The organism is Millisia brevis NBRC 105863 (assembly GCF_001552615.1).
Taxonomy (GTDB): domain Bacteria; phylum Actinomycetota; class Actinomycetes; order Mycobacteriales; family Mycobacteriaceae; genus Millisia; species Millisia brevis.
The window spans coordinates 303,657-322,297 of record NZ_BCRN01000006.1 but is presented as its reverse complement, the minus strand read 5'-3'; the positions used below and the strand labels follow the sequence as shown (position 1 = coordinate 322,297).

The window sequence follows — 18,641 nt, the reverse complement described above, 5'->3', positions numbered from 1 at the left end:
CACTTTCACTGACGAGGGGCGGGGTGACGTACACCCCGGGCTAACCCCGGAGGCGCCGACAGCGGCCCGGAGGACATCGGTCCCGGGCCGCTGTGGCGGATTGGCCGGCAGAGGCCGGCCGCCTGTCACTTCAGGGCGTCGCGCGCCGCGGTCACGTAAGCGGAGCTGACCTCGGTGACGAAGCTGGTGTGGGCGTTGGCAAGAGCCGAGATCCAGTCGAGCTGGGTGGCGCCCGCCACCTTGGTCTCGAGCTCGACGATGCCGGCCAACGTCTTCTCGTAGGCGTCGAGGGTGAGGTTGCCGCTCTGCTTGGCCGCGGTGATCAGCTTCTCGTTGAGCTCGCGGATCCGCTGAGCGGTCTCCTCGATGTTCGGGGTCAGCACGGCGGTGGCGTCGGCGATCGGGTTGGACGAGGACATGTGGTGCTCCTTGCTGTGGCGACACGTTCGGACGTGGCGAGGATGGGAATCGTCGGCGTCCGATCGAAACGGGCGCCCATGCCATCGACGGTCGATCAGGATGACCGGCGATCTATTAGCTATGTTAGCTGCTAGCCGCTAACAGGGCAAGGGTGCCGTCGATTACGTTGGGGCGGATTACGAATGGACGTAGCTACCGGGCGCCGGATCACCCGCTCGATAGGTATCGCTGCCCATCGGCGGCGGCTCGACGAGTTCCCCGGCCCGTGAGGACGACCAGTTGGTCCAGTCGTCCCACCAGGACCCGGCGTGGCGATCGGTGGCCGACCGCCACTGGTCCGCGCTGTCGGGGTAGCTGACCGGCAACTCGGTAGCCTCGTACCAGGCCTTCGGGGACGGCGGATTGACCACACCGGCGATGTGACCGCCGGAGGACAGCACATACCGCACCTTGCCGCCGAGCAGATGGGTGCTCGCGTACGACGACTTCCAGGGCACGATGTGATCGTTGATCGCACCGACGACGTAGGTGTCGGCGTGCACCTCACCGAGATCCAAACGCTCGCCGCCGAGGCTGAAGTCGCCCTTGGCCAGCTGGTTCTCGCCGTAGATCGACCGCAGATAGGCCGCGTGCATCGCGGCGGGCATGCGGGTCGAGTCGTCGTTCCACGCCAGGATGTCGAACGGCTTGGCCTTCTCGCCCAGCAACCAGCGTTGCGGGATGTACCGGAAGATCAGGTCGCGCGAGCGCAGCAGGTCGAAGGTCAACGCCATCTCGGTCGACTCGAGGAAGCCGGACTGCTCCATGCGCAGCGCGATCCGCTCGAGGGTCGGCGGGTCGACGAAGCCGGCCAACTCGCCCGGGTTCGTGTAGTCGAGCATCGTGTTGAGCAGGGTCAGGGAGCCGACCCGATCCTCGCCGCGGGCAGCCAGATTCGCGACGGCCATCGATGCGATCGCGCCGCCCAGGCAGAGGCCGACCACGTCGACGACGTCCTGACCGGTGATGTCGGTGACCACGTCCAGGGCGCGCAGGATGCCCTTGTCGAGGTACTCGTCGAAGGTGACCGTCCGCATCGTCTCGTCGGGATTGCGGTAGCTGATCATGAACACGGTGCGGTTGTGCTGGACCGCCCACTCCACGAGGCTCCGGTTCGGCGCGAGATCCATCACGTAGTACTTGTTGATCCACGGCGGGCTGCACAGGATGGGCCGCTCGTGGACCGTCTCGGTCTGCGGGGCGTACTGGATGACCTCGATCAGATCGTTGCGGTAGACGACCGATCCGGGGGTCGCCGCCATATTCTTGCCGAGCTCGAAGGCAGCGGGATCGGACTTCTGCGGCAGACCGTTGCGGTGACCGATGTCGTCGAGGGCCAGGGCCGCACCCTTCGCGAGGCTCTTGCCGCCGGTGCGGAACGCCGCCACCAGCGCCTCGGGGTTGGTGGCCAGGAAGTTGGTCGGGCTCAGCGCGTCGACGATCAGTCGGGCGAGCAGGGCGACCTTGGCGTCGTCGATCCCGCCGGAGCGGCCGGCGGCCAGGACGTCGTCGAGCAGTCGCGCCAGCAGCGCGTACGACTGATGAACGGCGAAGAAGTAGGGGTTCTCCTGCCATGCCTGGTCCTTGAACCGGGCGTCCTTGCTGCAGTCGATCGGGGTCGGGCCGGGGAGGTCGACCGCGCGCAGGAGCGTCGCCAGCGGCAGCACGGCGGCCCCCGTGGCGGCGCGCACCCCGGCGGACGCCAGTCCGGCGGGATTGGTCGCCGCCCGGCGCAGGGTGCCGAGCGTCGCGGGCGCCCAGCCCAGCGGATCGACCGACGCCTGAACGCGTTCGACGATCCCCTTTGGACGGTGTGTATCGACACCCTTGGTGCTGCGCATCACGGCAGCGGGCTTCTTGGTGGCCATCGGGTCACGCCCCTCTCAGATAGCGCAGGACAACTTCGGCGACGCAGCTCGGCTTCGATCCGCCGATCACCGCCGTCGCGGTCTCGAATGTGACCTGGAATCCACCCGGAATCGGGTCGACACCGGCCACTCGGACGGTCAGGGAGATCTGGGCGCCGGACGGTACCGGCGCGGGGAAGCGGACCTTGTTCAGTCCGTAGTTGACGATCTGGCCGGCGTCGGGCACCTCGAGGACCTGCCAGAGCTGCGCGGTGGCCAGCGACAGGGTGAGGAAGCCGTGGGCGATGGTCGTACCGAAGGGGCCGTTGGCGGCGCGTTCGGCATCGATATGAATCCACTGCCGATCCTCGGTGGCCTCGGCGAATTCGTTGATCCGTTCGCCGGTGACCGGCATGGCCGGCGAGGCACCGAGAGTGCGACCCACCAACGAGGGCAGGTCGTCGATTCCCACCCGCAGCGGTTCCGCCGACGCTTCCGCGCCCGTGAAAGTAGCGGTCATCGCCCCTCCTGATCGATCCGGCTCACGTGCGGTGTGAGGCGTGGTTGGCAGCCGAAATCGAAAGCGGCACCGCAGTCTTCGGTGGACGCCCGGGAGTGCGGCGGCGCGCTACGGAACCTCCGTACCGGCATCGGACGCAACTCCCTTCGGCGGTGACTCGAGGATCGCACCGGCAACGACACGACTCGAGCGCCTTCGTGGTAATCCCCTCCCTTCGTAGGGTTCTCGACTCTCGGGTGGCCGGCTAGGCGCCGACCACTCCGGCCTGCCGCGCGATAACCACAGCCTGCCAACGGGAATCGGCTTCGAGCTTGGTCATGATGCGCCGCACATGCCACTTGACCGTCGTCTCCGCGAGCACGAGTCGATCGCCGATGGCGCGGTTGGACAAGCCCTCGGCGAGCAACTCGAGCACCTCGCGCTCCCGCGAGGTCAACATCGGTACCGGCCGCTGCTGTTGCAGACCCGCCAGGCGACGCTTGGCCAGCGCATCGGCGACCCGCGGGTCGAGGACCTGCTCGCCGTCGAGCATCCGCCGCAGGGCGGCGACCAGCGACGCGGGGGAGGCCTCCTTCAGCAGGCAGCCGCGGGCGCCCGCCGCCAGGCATTCCTCCACCTCCTCGTCGTCCGGGTAGGCGGTCAGGATCGAGATCGGCGCCTTGATGCCGTGGGCCAGCAGCTGCTTGCAGATCTCGGCGCTGCTGGGCGGGGAGGACATGCGCAAGTCGAGCAGAATCAGATCCGGGCGCAACTTCTCCGCCAGCCGGACGACCTCCGACGGCTGGGCGACACCCCAGACCTGGCAGGAGCGGAAGGCGCCGCGCAGCAGCACCTCGATGCCCTGCCGGGTGACGGGGTGGTCGTCGACGCAGAGCACCCGGATCCCCGCGTACTGCTCGACCGGGCCGCGGACGTGTCGGGTCGCCGGTATCGCCGGGCGTGCCGCCGCCGACCTCATCGGTCACCCGCCGGCAGGGTCAGTCGCTGGACGACGACGCTGTGCGCACCATCCGGGTGGGCTTCGACGGTCAAACGGCCTCCGATCGCTTCGGCTCGCATGCGGAGCAGATACAACCCCGAACCCTCGGGGAATTCGGTCAATGTGGGCGTGGTCTCCGCGTGCATCTGTAGCACGAGCGACAACGGGTCGGGCCCGCGCACGGTCGCGAGGACGAGATTGGTCCGGGCATGCTTGGCCGCATTGCGCAGTCCCTCACGCAACGTGTCCATCACCAGCAGCCGACGCTCGGGGATCACCCGGTTCGGGACATCGCGCATGATCCAGTCGACCGATACCCCGGTCTGCTCGGTCAGCCGGCAGGCGATATCGCGCAGCGACCACTCGAGGCTGCCCTCCTCGATCGCCTGGAGGCGGCCGGTGGCCAGATCGCGCAGGGTATGGCGCAGCTCGCTGCGTCCGGCGCCGGCCAACTCGGCGATGCGGGCCAGTCTTTCGGAGGGGTCTTCGTCCTCGCCGGTCGCGGCGTCGGCGCCGATCGCGATCGCGAAGAGGACCTGAGCGACCGTGTCGTGCAGTTCCGCGGCGATCCGGTGCCGTTCGGCCTGCACCGCGCGGCGGGTGCGCGCGTCCGCGGCCAACTGCTCGTGCGCGGCGATCGCGAGTCCCTCGAGCTGTCCGATCGTTCGGTCACCGACCGAATCGGGCTGCCGATTGCCGGCGTAGAGCAGCAGCGAGCGTCCCTCGTGGATGGAGACCGGGACGCAGACCAGGCCACGCATGCCCTCCGCGCGCACGGTCTCGCGGTAGTCCGCGGTGATCATGGTCGAGGTCGCGTAATCGGTCAGCCGCACCGGCCGGGCCAGCTTGGCGACCAATCCGCCCAGCCCGGCGCCGGGTGTGATCGTCAGTCGGCGGTAGGCGTCGGTGGCGGCGCCGTGATGGGCCGCCATATGAAAGTGGCCATTCGCGTCCGCGGTCGCCACCGAGGCGATATCGACGCCGAGCAGCGTGCGGATCCGGCCGGCGAAGTCGTCCGTCGGCCAGTCCCGGAAGGGGTCGTCCCGGGCCGCGGTCAGCACAGGGGTATCCACAACACTAGTCAACCGCACTCGGCGGTCGATATTCGTGGAATTCGAAAATGCATGCTTCCCTCACAGACCCGGCGGGCTCTCGTTCGGCGTCCGGGCGGCGGCCACCGCATCCCGGGACGTCCAACGGACCCCATCACTAGTATGGACCCGTGAGCAGGGAGTCGACGCGCATCAGTCTGGGGGAGATGATCCGTCGGCAACGGCAGATCGGCGAATTGTCGATGCGCCAGCTCTCCGAAATGGTGGGCATCTCGAATCCCTACCTCTCGCAGATCGAAAATGGTCTGCGCGCGCCGAGCCAACACGTCCTGCGCAATATCGCGTCGTCGTTGGGAATTCCGGTGGAGGATCTGAGCCCCGACGATCGCCACGACGACGAGGGCATGGCCCGCACCCGCGCCGCGATCAAGGACGACCCGGTCCTGTCCGCCGCTCAGCGGCGCGCCCTGCTGGTGGTCTACGAATCGATGATCGCCGCCCGCCGCGGTACGGGGCTTCCGGACGAGGAATCACCCGAGGGCCCGGCTGCGGACTGACGCAGGATCAGGCATCCGGGAGATCGAGACGATATCCCATTCCGGGTTCGGTGATCAGATAGCGCGGTCGACTCGGATTCGGCTCGAGCTTCCGCCGCAGTTGCGAGATGTAGAGACGGAGGTATCCGGTGTCCTCGACGTGCTCGGAGCCCCAGATGCCGGTCAGGAGCGTCCGCCGACTCACCAGCTTGCCGGCGTTTCGGACCAGGACCTCGAGAACCTGCCATTCGGTGGGGGTCAGCCGAATCTGCCGCCTGCTGCCGTCGACGGTGCCGGTGACGCTGCGAGCCGCCAGGTCGACCGTGATATCGCCGAGGTGCACGGTCGGGTCGGCGTCGCCATGTGGAGCCGACCGTCGGGACGCCGCGCGGATCCGCGCCAACAATTCCTCGATCGAGAACGGCTTGGTGACGTAGTCGTCGGCACCGGCGTCGAGGGCCGCGACCTTGTCCGCCGCGTCCGGCCGTCCGGATACGACAAGGATGGGCATCTGCGACCAACCGCGGATCGCGTGTATGACGTCGATCCCGTCCAGTTCGGGCATCCCGAGATCCAGCAACAACAGGTCGGGGCGCCGCTCGATCGCGGCGGCTATCGTCTGTCGCCCGTCGGTGGCGACAACGACCTCGTATCCCTTCGCGGTCAGGGTGATGCGAAGGGCGCGCAGGATCTGGGGATCGTCGTCTGCGATCAGGATCCTCACGATCGGTCGTCCTCACCGGAGGCCTTCGCCGGCGCGCCCGGAGCGACCAGCGAGATCACCATGGTCAGTCCGCCCCCGGGGGGTGTCCTCCGGGTTCAAGGTACCCGCCATGGCCTCGACGAACCCGCGGGACAGCGCGAGCCCGAGGCCGAGCCCGGTCGAGTTGTCGGTATCGCCGAGTCGTTGAAACGGTACGAAGATCTGATCCTGTCGGTCGTGCGAAACGCCGGGCCCGTGGTCGATCACCCGAATCTCCAGTCGACCGGCAAAGGTCGATGTCGACAGCTTGACGGGTTGCTCGGGCGTGGAGAAGCGGACCGCGTTGCTCAGCAGGTTGACCAGGACCCGCTGCAGCAGGACGGGATCGGCCATCGCCGGCACCTCGCCGTGGTTGAGCGCGAGTCGCACCTCGCCCGGGGCGAGTTCGAGTTCATCGAGCGCTGCCGCGATCGATTCGGCCGGATCCGTGCGCGTGGTGACGATCGTCAGGACGCCCGCCTGCAACCGGCTGACGTCGAGGAGATCGGTCACCAGGATGGTCAGCGCGGCCAGGCTCTCCTCGGCCGTTTCGAGCAAGTCCCGGCGGTCGGTGGGACCGAGCGTGTCTCCGAGCGCCCGCAGCCCACCGACCGCGGCGGTCGCCGCGGCGATCGGACGCCGCAGGTCGTGCCCGAGGGCCGAGAGCAACGCGCCGCGCACTCGATCGGAAGCCGCGATCGGTTCGATCTCCTCGGCCGTTTGTTCCAAGCGCCTGTGGTCCAGGGCTGCCGCAAGTTGGGCGGTGACCACCGCGAGGAGCCGTTGTTCGGATGCCGGAAGGTCGGGGCCGACCAGCTCGAGGTGAGCCCGGTCGCTCAGACGAACGGTCGTGCGTCGTTCGTCGGCGGCGGCGTCGCCGGCCGTGGCGACGGGTGATCCGTCGTCGATGACGGTCACCGCCGCCAGGCCGAACGCCTCCCGGGTCCGAGAGCGCACCGCCGATCTTCGGCAGGGCGCGTCGGCTCCCGGCGGCGGAGTGGGTGACGATGTGGACGTCGATGTCGCCCGACTCGCGCAGCACGGTGGAGCCGATTCCCGGACCCGACAGGGCGGTCGCCCACCGGCCCCGGCGGCTGACCCCGAGTACCAGTTGGGTGGCATTGAGCGACCGGGCGAACTGGACCAGTGCGCCCGGAATGTCGCTGCCGACCACCTGGTGATAGCTGCCACCCAGCTTCTCCACCAGAGCTCGCTGTCTGGGCAACGCGCCGGGGCTCGAGCCGCGCAGGCCATCCTCCGCGGTGACGTGGACCGCCACCAGATCGCCGCTTCCGGACCGGGCGGCGATACGCGCGCCGCGGCGCAGGAGAGTCTCGCCCTCCGGTCCGCCGGTCAGCGCCACGACGACCCGTTCGCGCGCCTCCCAGGTGCGATCGATGCCGTGCTGGTTGCGGTAGGTGGTCAAGGCCTGGTCGACCTCGTCGGCCAACCAGAGCAGCGCGAGCTCACGCAGCGCGGTCAGATTGCCCAGGCGGAAGTAGTTCGACAGGGCCGCGTCGATGCGCTCGGCGGGATATACCAACCCGCCGGACAGTCGATCCCGCAGCGCCTGCGGGGCGAGGTCGATCACCTCGATCTGGTCGGCGGACCTGACGAAGCTGTCGGGCACGGTCTCCCGCTGGGGGATACCTGTGATCCGCTCGACGACATCGTTGAGCGATTCGATGTGCTGAATGTTGACAGTGGTGATGACGTCGATGCCCGCTTCCAGGAGGACAGCGACATCCTGCCACCGCTTGGCACGGCCCGAACCGGGGGCATTCGTGTGGGCGAGTTCGTCGACGAGTGCCACTTCCGGATGTCTGTCGAGCAGTGCCGCGAGATCCATCTCCTCGAGGCAGACGTCGCGGTGGGTGACGGTGATCCGGGGTATCGACGGTATGTCGGCCGTCATTTTCGCTGTGGCGGAACGGCCGTGGGTTTCGACGAACCCGATGACCACATCGCGGCCGGCGTCGAGCAGTCGATGACCTTCCCGGAGTATCGCGTAGGTCTTGCCGACACCGGGAGCGGCGCCGAGCAGGACCCGAAGCCGCCCCGGTCCGGTCATGCTCAGCCTCCCGGGTGTTCGGACTGGGATGCGGCCGAAAGCTGCTGATCCAGGGCCAGGTTCAGGCTTACCACATCGACGGTGGGCTCACCGATGAAGCCGAGGTCTCGTCCCCGCGTGTGGTTCTCGACCAGATCACGAATGTCGTCGGGGGAAGCGTTGCGCTCGCGCGCCACCCGTTCGATCTGCAGGTCCGCATAGGCCGGGCTGATATGAGGATCGAGGCCGGAGCCCGAGGCCGTAACCGCGTCGGCAGGGACGGCCTCCGGATCGACGTCGTTGAGCGCGGCGATCAGCGCTCGCCGTTCGGAGATCGCGTCGATCAGATCCTGGTTCTCCGGACCGGCATTCGTTCCGGCGGACGCCGCGCCGTCGTACCCGTCGCCCGCTGCGGACGGCCGCGGCTGAAAGTAGCCCGGCAGCGGTGCGCCCTCGGCATCGGTAAAGCTCTGACCGATGAGGCTGGATCCGACGAGGGACCCGTCGGCCGCGTACAGCCGTGAGCCGTCGGCCCGGTCCGGCGCCAGGATCCGGGCGGCCCCGGTGACGAGCAGCGTGTAGCCGATCCCGAGGATCATGGTGAGGATCAGAAGTGCGCGGACGGAGACGAGGGCGGTGCGCGCCGATCCGCGGACGAGGATGTTCATGGTGCTTCCACTTTCCTTGTGGTCTCAAAAGCCCGGCAGGAGACGCACGGCCAGGTCGATCAGCCAGATGCCGACAAACGGTGTGACGATGCCACCGAGGCCGTAGACCAACAGATTGCGGCCCAGGATCTGCGACGCCCCACCGGGTCGATAGCGGACACCGCGAAGGGCGAGCGGAACCAGGGCGACGATCACCAAGGCGTTGAAGATGATCGCGGAGAGCACCGCGGACGCGGGCGAGGCGAGGCCCATCACGTTGAGCGCGCCGAGACCCGGAAACGCGCCCATGAAGATCGCCGGGACGATCGCGAAGTATTTGGCGATATCGTTGGCGATCGAGAAGGTGGTCAGGGCGCCGCGGGTGATCAGCAGCTGCTTGCCGATCGCGACGATGTCGATCAGCTTGGTCGGATCGCTGTCGAGATCGACCATGTTCCCGGCCTCCTTGGCGGCCGAGGTTCCCGAGTTCATCGCGACGCCGACATCCGCCTGCGCCAGTGCGGGCGCATCGTTCGTGCCGTCGCCGGTCATGGCGACCAGGTTTCCGCCCTCCTGCTCCTTGCGGATATAGGCGAGCTTGTCCTCCGGTGTTGCCTCCGCCAGGAAATCGTCGACGCCGGCCTCCGCGGCGATCGCGGCGGCGGTCAGCCGGTTGTCCCCGGTGACCATCACGGTCCGGATTCCCATCGCGCGCAACTCGACGAACCGGTCCCGCAAACCGTCCTTGACGACGTCCTGGAGACGAATCGTGCCGAGAACCCGGGATTGACCCTCCGCAGTCCTGATCGCGACGATCAACGGGGTTCCGCCGGACCGTGAGATCGTGCGGATGTGGCTGTCGAGTTCGGTCCGGATGGCCGGCGGTACGGCGGCTCCACTCTGTTCGAGCCAAGCGAAGACGGCGGAAGCGGCACCCTTGCGGACCATCGACCCGTCGGGTAGGTCGAGCCCGGACATCCGCGTGTGGGCGGTAAAGGGCACGATCTGCGTCCCCGACGCCTCGAGGTGCACCGCGTCGATGTCGTCGACCCGCTGTTGCCGGGCGAGATCGACGATCGAGGTCCCCTCCGGCGTCGGATCGGCCAGCGAGGAGAGCGCAGCCACCCGTGCCAGTTCGCGGGGGTCGATCGCCCCCACGGCGACGAATTCGCTTGCTCGGCGGTTGCCGTGGGTGATCGTTCCGGTCTTGTCGAGCAGCAGGGTGGTGACATCTCCGGCAGCCTCGACCGCGCGGCCGGACATCGCGAGCACGTTGCGTTGCACCAATCGGTCCATGCCCGCGATGCCGATCGCGGAGAGCAGGGCGCCGATCGTGGTCGGTATGAGGCAGACCAGCAGCGCGATCAGCACGGTGGTGCTCGCGGGCGAGGCGGCGTAGGAGGCGACGGGATTGAGCGTCAGCGCCACGATCACGAAGACGATCGACAGCGATGCGAGCAGGATGTTCAGCGCGATTTCGTTCGGGGTCTTCTGACGTGCGGCCCCCTCGACGAGCGCGATCATCCGATCGACGAAGGTCTCGCCAGGCTTCGAGGTGATCCGTACGACGATTCGATCGGACAGCAGCCGGGTGCCGCCGGTGACCGCGGAGCGATCGCCGCCGGACTCCCGAATCACCGGTGCCGACTCGCCGGTGATCGCGGATTCGTCCACCGAACCGATTCCTGCGACGATGTCGCCGTCTCCGGGAATCGGCTGACCGGCGGACACCACCACGACGTCGTCGACCCGCAGGTCCGCGGACGAGATGTCCTCCTGATCGGTGCGAGTCCCCGTGGGATCGGCCGTGGGATTCCACCCGCGCAGGCGGTGGGCGATCGTGCCGGTTCGGGTCGCGCGAAGCGTATCCGCCTGCGCCCTCCCTCGGCCCTCCGCGACCGACTCGGCGAGATTGGCGAACAGGACGGTCAACCACAGCCAGAGGGCGATGATGCCGGTGAAGGCGGCCGGCACCGGTGAGCCTCCGGAGTCGGCCGGACCGCCGAGGAACGGTTCGGCGATCGCCACCACCGTGGTGAAGGCGGCACCGACCCATACGACGAACATGACCGGATTGCGCCATTGTGCGCGGGGATCCAACTTGGTGATCGCGCCGGGAAGAGCGCTGCGCAGTTGGGTGAGAGGCCGAGTCCTCCGGGTCCGCGGCTCGGCCGTGGCGGAGCCGGGGTCACCGGGTGTTGCGGACAGAATCGTCATGATCAGGACAGTCCTTCGGCCAAGGGGCCAAGTGTGAGAACCGGGAAGAAGGCGAGAGCGGTCACCAGCACCGCGACGCCCACCAGGAGGCCGACGAACAGCGGACGATGGGTCGGAAGGGTTCCCGACGTCGCCGGCACCGTGTCGCGGGCGGCAAGAGAACCGGCCAAAGCGAGAACAAGGACGATCGGAAGGAATCGACCGAGCAGCATCGCGACGCCGAGGGCGCCGGTCAACCAGTCGGTCGAGGCCGTCAGGCCGGCGAAGGCGGACCCGTTGTTGTTGGCGGCCGACGCGAACGCGTAGATCGCCTCGGACAGGCCGTGCGGACCCGAGTTGGCCATCGACGTATCGACGACGCTCTCGCGCACAGCCGGTATCGCGAAGCTCAGCGATACGCCGACCAGCAGCAGCGCAGGCATCACCAGGATGTACAGACCGGCGATCTTCATCTCGCGCGGCCCGATCTTCTTGCCGAGGTACTCGGGCGTGCGGCCGACCAGCAAGCCGGCGACGAAGACCGCGATGACCGCGATCATCAGCATCCCGTAAAGGCCGGCGCCGACCCCGCCGGGAGACAGCTCGCCGAGCATCATGTTGAGCATCGCCATCATGCCGCCGAGGGCGGTGTACGAGTCGTGCATCGAGTTCACCGCGCCGGTGGAGGTCGACGTGGTCGAGGCGGCGAACAGCACCGACTGGGCAAGCCCGAAGCGAACCTCCGTGCCCTCCATGGCCGCGCCGGCCAATTCGGGCGCGGTGCCGCGACCGCCGAACTCGAACGCGGCCATGGCGGCGAGCGATCCGAGATAGAGCGTCGCCATGGCCGCCAACACCGCGTAGCCCTGCCGGTTGTCGCCGACGATCCGGCCGAAGACCCGTGGCATGCAGAACGGGATCAGCAGGAGCAGGAATATCTGCAGGAGGTTCGTCCATCCGGTTGGATTCTCCAAGGGATGCGCGGAGTTCGCGTTGTAGAAGCCGCCTCCGTTGGTGCCGAGCAGCTTGATCGCCTCCTGACCGGCGACCGGACCTCCCGGGAGCGTCGCGGACGATCCGGCGACGCCGGTGTGGTCGGTGAAGCCGGCGAAGTTCTGCACGACGCCGCCGAACAGCAGGACCAGCGCGGCCACCAGGGACAAGGGCAGCAGAATCCGGACGCACGCGCGGACCAGGTCCACCCAGAAGTTCCCGATCTCGCCGCGGCGTCGATACGCCAGTCCGCGTGCCAGGGCCACCGCGACGGCCATGCCGGTGGCCGCCGACAGGAAGTTCTGCACGGTCAGGCCGGCGAACTGCACCGTGTATCCGAGCGCCTCGCCCGAATACGCCTGCCAGTTGGTATTGGTGACAAAGGAAATCGCCGTGTTGAATGCGATTCCCGGTTCGACCGCCGGCAGGTCGAGGGCGTACGGCAGGTGGTTCTGAACCCGCTGCATCAGGTAGAGCAGCAGAACGCCGACCAACGAAAACGCCAGGATCGCGCGAAGATACGCCCGCCAAGACTGGCCGTGTGCGGAGTCGACGCCCAGTACGCGGTAGATCCCACGTTCGAGCGCCCAGTCGGTTTCGGAGGTGAAGGCGCGGGCCATGTAGTCGCCGAGCGGCCGGTACAGCAGGCCGAGGCCGACGGCGATCGTCAGCACGGACCCGCCGAGCAGGAGCCACTCCATCAGAACGCCTCCGGTTTCACCAGGGCAACAACGAGGTAGACGAGGGCAGCCAGGCCGAGCGCCACGGCGACCAGGTCGAGGACGATCACAGCTTCGCCACCATCCGGCCGACCGCTCCCACCACGGCAAATAGGCCGATCACGCCCACGAGGTACGCGATGTCGAGCACGTTTCAACTCCCATCCGACTCCCGCACCGCAGGAACGGCGCCGGACGCCCCGGTGGGCGCAAGGGACGATCAAACGCCGGAAATCGCCGGGTGGAACCGGTCCTAACGGAACCCATACGGCAAAAGGCTCGAATCCGACGGTGCGCTGACACCGGCGTCACCAGCGCCGAGTGGATTCGGTGGTGTGAGTCACACCGGCCTTGACCTCAAGTGAACTCGAGGTCTTAGTGTTCAAACCGATCGAATACGCGCCCGGGCAGGTGATCTGCGGGCGCAGAAAGGATTTGGCGATGACCGTCTACACGCTTCCCGACCTTCCCTACGACTACGCGGCCCTCGAGCCGCATATCTCCGGCAAGATCATGGAGCTGCACCACTCCAAGCATCATCAGGCCTATGTGACCGGCGCGAATGCGGCTCTCGACAAGTTGGCCGAGGCGCGGGATTCCGGCGACTTCGCCAACGTCAACAAGCTGGAGAAGGATCTGGCATTCAACCTCGGCGGCCACCTCAACCACAGCGTCTTCTGGCAGAACCTCTCGCCGGAGGGCGGCGGCAACCCCGAGGGCGACCTGGCGGTCACCCTCGACGAGAACTTCGGATCGTTCGCGACCTTCCGTGACCATTTCACCGCCACCGCGCTCGGTGTGCAGGGCTCCGGCTGGGCGATCCTCGGGTGGGACGCGCTGAGCCGTCGCCCGCTGGTCTTCCAGCTGTATGACCAGCAGTCCAACGTTCCGGTGGGCATCACCCCGCTGCTGCAGCTGGATGTCTGGGAGCACGCCTACTACCTCGACTACCTCAACGTGCGCGCCGACTACATCAAGGCGTTCTGGGAGATCGTCAACTGGGACGACGTGAGCCGTCGTTACAAGGAAGCCGTCGGCGGCAACTGACGCCGACCGACCGCGCGACCGCCGGGGTATCGCAGGCCCGGCGGTCGCGTTGTGTCGTCCGGGCACGGACCGTTCGGCACGCTTTCAAAAGCGTTGAGCGTTCCGGGCGACGGTGTGATGATGCGGGTGTCGAAGGGGGAGTGGCATGACGACGATTCCCGGGATTGACCCGCACATACCGCCGAGTGGTCCGGGTTGTGTGGAATGTACGGCCGGCGGCGGGTGGTGGGTCCATCTGCGCCGCTGCGCGCAATGTGGGCACATCGGCTGTTGTGACAGCTCCCCGGCGAAGCACGCCGGTGCCCACGCCGCGAGCACCGGCCATCCGATCGTCCGCAGCTACGAGCCGGGCGAGGACTGGTTCTGGGACTACACGGCGCATCGGTACGCGCGCGATGTCGTCGAGTTGGCGCCTCCGCAGCACCATCCGATCGACCAACCGGTACCCGGTCCCGCCGGGGCGGTACCCGACGATTGGCGCGACCTGATCGTCTGACCGACGGCAGTATCGGCGCGCTCGGTCGGGCGGCTCGGTGCCCCGGGGTGGCCCGGGTCACCGGCGCTGCCGGGGCGATGCCGTGTGCGCCCTCCCGAGCCGATATTCCCATTCCCGCAAGTGATTTGATTCACCGCGGCGAGGCTCCGGATGGTTCAAACTTTACCGTACGTATGGTACAGTTTGGCCGATTGTGAAACAAGGAGGTAACAGTGATGTCGGCGCGCCGCCGCTGGGGCTTGTTGGTGACGGTGGGAATCGGCCTGCTGTTGGTCGCCCTGGACAACTCGGTTCTCTATACCGCTCTTCCCACGCTCACCGAGCAGTTGGGAGCATCCACGACGCAGGGGTTGTGGATCATCAATGCCTACCCGTTGGTGGTGGCCGGTCTGCTGCTCGGCTCGGGCACGCTGGGTGACCGCGTCGGCCATCGACGCATGTTCGTCTGGGGTCTGGTCATCTTCGGCAGCGCCTCGCTGGCCGCGGCCTTCGCCCCGACCGCCGAGGCGTTGATCGCCGGTCGCGCGGTCCTCGGTATCGGTGCGGCCGCGATGATGCCCGCCACCCTGGCCCTGATCCGGATCACCTTCGAAGACCCGCGCGAGCGCAATATCGCGATCGCCGTATGGGGCAGCCTCGCCGTTGTCGGCGCAGCGCTCGGCCCGATCCTCGGGGGCGGCCTGCTCGAGTACTTCTGGTGGGGTTCGATCTTCCTGATCAACGTGCCGGTGGTCATCGGCGCGCTGATCGCGGTGTCGATCATCGCGCCGCCGAACGTGCGCAATCCCGACAAGTCCTGGGACGCGGTGTCGTCCGCGCAGATCATGGTCGGTCTGGTCGGCACGGTGCTGACGATCAAGGAGCTCGCGCACAGCCCGCAGAACTGGCCGATGATCGGCGGCGCGGTCCTCGCGGCGGTGCTGGGCTTCACGCTCTTCGCCCGTCGCCAGCGTCGACTGCCCGAGCCGCTGCTCGACTTCGGTCTGTTCCGCAACCCGGCCTTCACCGCCGGTGTGATTGCGGCGGCGGGCGCGATGTTCGCCATCGCCGGCGTCGAATTGCTGACCACGCAGCGTTTCCAGCTGGTCGACGGGATGACGCCGCTGCACGCGGGTGTGCTGGTCGCGCTGGTCGCGGTCGGCTCGCTGCCGACCTCGCTGATCGGCGGCGCGGTGGTCCACCGCACCGGGATGTTCCCGCTGATCGCCGGTGGGCTCGGCTTCGCCGCTCTCGGCGTGGTCGCGGTGATCGGCGCGGTCCACACCGACAGTGTGGCCGCGGTGGTCGGCGGCCTGCTGATGACCGGTGCCGGGCTCGGCGCGACGATGTCGGTCGCCTCGATCGCGATCGTCGGCAACGCGCCTGCGCCGCGGGCGGGTATGGCCTCGTCGATGGAGGAGGTCTCCTACGAGTTCGGTTCGCTGACGGCGGTGGCGCTGCTCGGCAGCCTGCTGACCGTCGTCTACTCGGCGACCCTGCGGGTGCCGGCCGGCTCGCCGTTGGGCGTCGAGGGGCAGTCGTTGACCACGATCCTCGCCGAGGGTGGCCAGTCGCCGATCGTCGTCGCGGCCCGGGAGGCCTTCGACAACGGTTACAGCCTGGCGATGGCGGTCGCCGCCGCCGTCCTGGTGGCCGCATCGGTCGCCACCGGTGTGCTGCTGCGTCGTCGCCCGGCGACTTCCGAGGTAACCCGGGAGTATGCGAGCGTTCACTGATCGCTCACCGAACCGACGGGACAGTGCGGGATGCGCAAGAGCAGACGGACCGAGATCCTGGACGCCGCCCTCCGGGTGATCGACCAGAACGGGGTCACCTCGGTGACCTTCGAGGCGGTCGCCGAGGAGGCGGGTCTGACCAAGGGAGGTCTGCTCTACCACTTCCCGAGTCGTGACGAGTTGCTCTACGCGCTCAACGACTACCTCTCCCAGCAGTGGGAGGGGACCATCCAGCAGCACGCGCCGCGCGCGATCGACGAGACGACGCCGCGCGAACGGCTGGCGGCCTATGTGGAGGTTGCTCCGCTGGCCGCCAGCCGGGCCGAGCTGTTGCTCTTTCTCGAGACGGTCAACCAGCCGACCATGCATCAGCCCTGGCGGGGCGTGATGGAACGGTGGACTCCGGCGGCGGATACCTCGGCGGAGATGTCCGAGGACGACCTGGAGATGTTCGTGGCCCGGCTGGCGGCCGACGGTCTGTGGCTCTACGAGTCGCTGGCCGACGAGGAGCTCTCCGCGCCGGTGCGCCGGCAGATCGCCGAACGCCTCGCCCGCATGGTGCGCAACGAGGAAACGGCCGCCGCGCCGACCTCCGGGGACTGACACGGCCACGACGATGTCGGGCTTTACCGTTTCATTACCGAATCGTCAGGAACGCCCCAATGATCTTCATCACATAGGTAACGTGAGCTGTAACACACGTATGTGAGGAGCAGTCATGTCCGGGATCCCGCGGATCACCTTCCCCCACGAGACCGGAGCGCAGGTCGCCACCCTGCCCGAAGCGTTCCAACAGACCATCACCGTGCGGCCCGATGCCGTGGCCCTGCGAACGGTCGGTGGCATTCGGGAGATCACCTGGGCCGAGTACGGCCGACGCGTTCGGGCGATCGCGAACGGACTGGCAGCTCTCGGGGTCGGTCGGGGCGACACCGTCGGCATCATGCTGACCAACCGGCCGGAGTTCCACCTGATCGACACCGCCGCCCTGCATCTGGGCGCGGTTCCCTTCTCGGTGTACAACACCAGCTCGCCCGACCAGATCGAGTATCTGTTCGGCAACGCGGAGAACACCGTCGTCATCACCGAACAGGTCTTCCTGCCGGTCATCCAGGCGGCGCAGACCGCGGTGACCACCACGATCGTCGTCGACGGCACCGCGACCGGGGCGCTGACCCTCGCGCAGCTCGAGGACACCCCCGCCCCCGAGGGTTTCGACTTCGACGCCTCGTGGCGGGCGGTGGAGCCCGACGACCTGGCGACGCTGATCTACACCTCGGGCACCACCGGGCCGCCGAAGGGTGTCGAGATCACCCACCGGAACATGATCGCCGAGCTCGCGGCGCTGCGGGAGCACGTCACCGTCGGCTTCGACGACCGGATCATCTCCTATCTGCCGGCCGCCCATATCGCCGACCGAGTCTCGGCACACGGCGCGAGCATCGTGCGGGGCATCCAGATCACCTCGGTATCCGATCCGCGCGAGGTCGCAACCGCTCTGCCCGACGTTCATCCGACCTTCTTCTTCGGGGTGCCGCGAGTCTGGCAGAAGATCCGTGCCGGCATCGAAGCCAAGCTGGCCGAGGAAACCAGCCCGGTCAAGAAGAACCTCGGCGCCTGGGCGCTGGGGGTCGGGGCGTCCGCAGCCAAGGCGCATCTCGACCACCGATCGCCGGGGCCGCTCGGTGGCCTGCAACACCGACTCGCCGACACCTTGGTCCTGCACAAGGTGCGGGCCGCTATCGGCATGGACGAGATCAAGTTTGCCGCCTCCGGCGCCGCCGCGATTCCGCCGGAGGTGCTGCAGTTCTTCCTGGGCCTCGGGGTCCCGGTCCTCGAGGTGTGGGGCATGTCCGAGACCACCGGTGTGTCGACGATGACCACCGCCGACAACCTGAAGATCGGGACGGTCGGTCGGCCGATCCACGGCGTTGAGGCCAAGATCGGCCAGGACGGCGAACTGCTCATCCGCGGTGATGTGGTGATGCGGGGCTATCGCAAGCAGCCGGAGAAGACCGCCGAGACCTTCGATGCCGACGGGTGGTTGTTGACCGGGGACATCGCGACGATCGATGACGACGGCAATGTCACGATCATCGATCGGAAGAAGGAACTCATCATCAATGAGTCCGGAAAGAACATGTCGCCCACCAACATCGAGAACGCGATCAAGGCGGCGTCCTCGTTGATCGGGCAGGCGGTCGCGATCGGCGATGCCAGGCCGTACGTCGGTGCCCTGATCGTTCTCGACCCGGACGCGGCGGCCGCGCGGGCGAAGGCACTGAACATCCCGAACGCCGACATCGTCGAGCTCGCTGCCCGGCCGGAGGTCATCGAGGAGGTCGCGACGGCGGTTCGCCAGGGCAACGGCAAGCTGTCGCGGGTCGAGCAGATCAAGCGATTCACGATCGTGCCGACCGCCTGGGATCCGGGTGGCGAGGAGCTGACGCCAACGATGAAGCTGCGACGGCGGCCGATCGCCAAGAAGTACACCGAGCAGATCGGCGAGCTCTACGCCGAAGCGCCGGGTGCCGCGGTCGTGGAGGTGCACTGAGGGACCGCAGCGCGCTAGGACGACATCCGGCGGGCTGCGGCCGAGCTGGAGCCGGGCCGCGAGATCACAGAGCGTCGATTGGCGGGGAT

The 18,641-nt window shown here is 67.8% G+C and carries 17 protein-coding genes and 1 pseudogene; 6 read left to right on the top strand and 12 right to left on the bottom strand.

Annotated features, from left to right (window positions below):
• Positions 1 to 125: 125 nt before the first annotated feature.
• The 5 genes from MB1_RS11320 to MB1_RS11300 form a co-directional block, all read right to left on the bottom strand.
• Positions 126 to 419 carry a hypothetical protein gene (locus MB1_RS11320; RefSeq protein WP_066906770.1) on the bottom strand — a complete coding sequence of 98 codons (294 nt, stop codon included), beginning with the start codon at positions 417 to 419 and terminating at the stop codon, positions 126 to 128.
• Between the two features lie 177 nt (positions 420 to 596).
• Positions 597 to 2,327: a PHA/PHB synthase family protein gene (locus tag MB1_RS11315; protein WP_245650137.1), complete on the bottom strand. Its 1,731-nt coding sequence runs from the start codon at positions 2,325 to 2,327 to the stop codon at positions 597 to 599.
• Between the two features lie 4 nt (positions 2,328 to 2,331).
• On the bottom strand, positions 2,332 to 2,826 hold the full coding sequence (locus MB1_RS11310) for a MaoC family dehydratase (protein ID WP_084351485.1): 495 nt from the start codon (positions 2,824 to 2,826) through the stop codon (positions 2,332 to 2,334).
• A 244-nt stretch (positions 2,827 to 3,070) separates the two neighbouring features.
• Positions 3,071 to 3,784 (bottom strand): LuxR C-terminal-related transcriptional regulator, encoded by a 714-nt coding sequence (locus MB1_RS11305; protein ID WP_066906768.1) that lies wholly within the window; start codon positions 3,782 to 3,784, stop codon positions 3,071 to 3,073.
• On the bottom strand, positions 3,781 to 4,878 hold the full coding sequence (locus MB1_RS11300) for a GAF domain-containing sensor histidine kinase (RefSeq protein WP_066906766.1): 1,098 nt from the start codon (positions 4,876 to 4,878) through the stop codon (positions 3,781 to 3,783). The genes MB1_RS11305 and MB1_RS11300 overlap by 4 nt, the downstream gene beginning before the upstream one ends.
• 149 nt (positions 4,879 to 5,027) lie before the next feature.
• On the opposite strand from MB1_RS11300, the gene MB1_RS11295 reads away from it, so the two are divergent.
• The gene (locus MB1_RS11295) at positions 5,028 to 5,414 is read left to right on the top strand and encodes a helix-turn-helix domain-containing protein (protein ID WP_245650136.1); all 387 of its coding nucleotides are present in this window, start codon (positions 5,028 to 5,030) and stop codon (positions 5,412 to 5,414) included.
• A gap of 7 nt (positions 5,415 to 5,421) precedes the next feature.
• Here MB1_RS11295 and MB1_RS11290 read toward each other — a convergent pair whose 3' ends face one another.
• The 7 genes and pseudogenes from MB1_RS11290 to MB1_RS11265 all read right to left on the bottom strand — a co-directional run bounded on the left by MB1_RS11290 (position 5,422) and on the right by MB1_RS11265 (position 12,811).
• The gene (locus MB1_RS11290) at positions 5,422 to 6,120 is read right to left on the bottom strand and encodes a response regulator (RefSeq protein ID WP_174531954.1); all 699 of its coding nucleotides are present in this window, start codon (positions 6,118 to 6,120) and stop codon (positions 5,422 to 5,424) included.
• 9 nt (positions 6,121 to 6,129) lie between these two features.
• The gene (locus MB1_RS26945) at positions 6,130 to 7,092 is read right to left on the bottom strand and encodes a sensor histidine kinase (protein WP_369406858.1); all 963 of its coding nucleotides are present in this window, start codon (positions 7,090 to 7,092) and stop codon (positions 6,130 to 6,132) included.
• Between the two features lie 31 nt (positions 7,093 to 7,123).
• Positions 7,124 to 8,206, bottom strand: a pseudogene (locus tag MB1_RS26940) (sensor protein KdpD); the annotation flags it as partial.
• A 2-nt stretch (positions 8,207 to 8,208) separates the two neighbouring features.
• On the bottom strand, positions 8,209 to 8,853 hold the full coding sequence (gene kdpC, locus MB1_RS11280) for a potassium-transporting ATPase subunit KdpC (protein WP_066906760.1): 645 nt from the start codon (positions 8,851 to 8,853) through the stop codon (positions 8,209 to 8,211).
• A 24-nt stretch (positions 8,854 to 8,877) separates the two neighbouring features.
• Entirely contained in the window at positions 8,878 to 11,049 is a 2,172-nt protein-coding gene (kdpB, locus tag MB1_RS11275) for a potassium-transporting ATPase subunit KdpB (RefSeq protein WP_066906758.1), read from the bottom strand.
• Positions 11,050 to 11,051: 2 nt separating this feature from the next.
• Positions 11,052 to 12,722 carry a potassium-transporting ATPase subunit KdpA gene (gene kdpA / locus MB1_RS11270; protein WP_066906756.1) on the bottom strand — a complete coding sequence of 557 codons (1,671 nt, stop codon included), beginning with the start codon at positions 12,720 to 12,722 and terminating at the stop codon, positions 11,052 to 11,054.
• The gene (locus MB1_RS11265; RefSeq protein ID WP_066906754.1) at positions 12,722 to 12,811 is read right to left on the bottom strand and encodes a potassium-transporting ATPase subunit F; all 90 of its coding nucleotides are present in this window, start codon (positions 12,809 to 12,811) and stop codon (positions 12,722 to 12,724) included. The genes kdpA and MB1_RS11265 overlap by 1 nt, the downstream gene beginning before the upstream one ends.
• Positions 12,812 to 13,181: 370 nt before the next feature.
• Here MB1_RS11265 and MB1_RS11260 point away from each other — a divergent pair, with 370 nt between their 5' ends.
• From MB1_RS11260 to MB1_RS11240, 5 genes are all read left to right on the top strand, one after another.
• On the top strand, positions 13,182 to 13,787 hold the full coding sequence (locus MB1_RS11260; protein WP_066906907.1) for a superoxide dismutase: 606 nt from the start codon (positions 13,182 to 13,184) through the stop codon (positions 13,785 to 13,787).
• Between the two features lie 145 nt (positions 13,788 to 13,932).
• Entirely contained in the window at positions 13,933 to 14,283 is a 351-nt protein-coding gene (locus MB1_RS11255) for a UBP-type zinc finger domain-containing protein (RefSeq protein WP_066906752.1), read from the top strand.
• Positions 14,284 to 14,498: 215 nt separating this feature from the next.
• Positions 14,499 to 15,998: an MFS transporter gene (locus MB1_RS11250; protein WP_066906750.1), complete on the top strand. Its 1,500-nt coding sequence runs from the start codon at positions 14,499 to 14,501 to the stop codon at positions 15,996 to 15,998.
• Positions 15,999 to 16,028: 30 nt separating this feature from the next.
• Positions 16,029 to 16,601, top strand: a complete 573-nt coding sequence (locus MB1_RS11245) for a TetR/AcrR family transcriptional regulator (protein WP_066906747.1) — start codon at positions 16,029 to 16,031, stop codon at positions 16,599 to 16,601.
• Positions 16,602 to 16,716: 115 nt separating this feature from the next.
• Positions 16,717 to 18,552, top strand: a complete 1,836-nt coding sequence (locus MB1_RS11240) for an AMP-dependent synthetase/ligase (protein ID WP_066906745.1) — start codon at positions 16,717 to 16,719, stop codon at positions 18,550 to 18,552.
• The last annotated feature ends 89 nt before the right edge of the window (positions 18,553 to 18,641 follow it).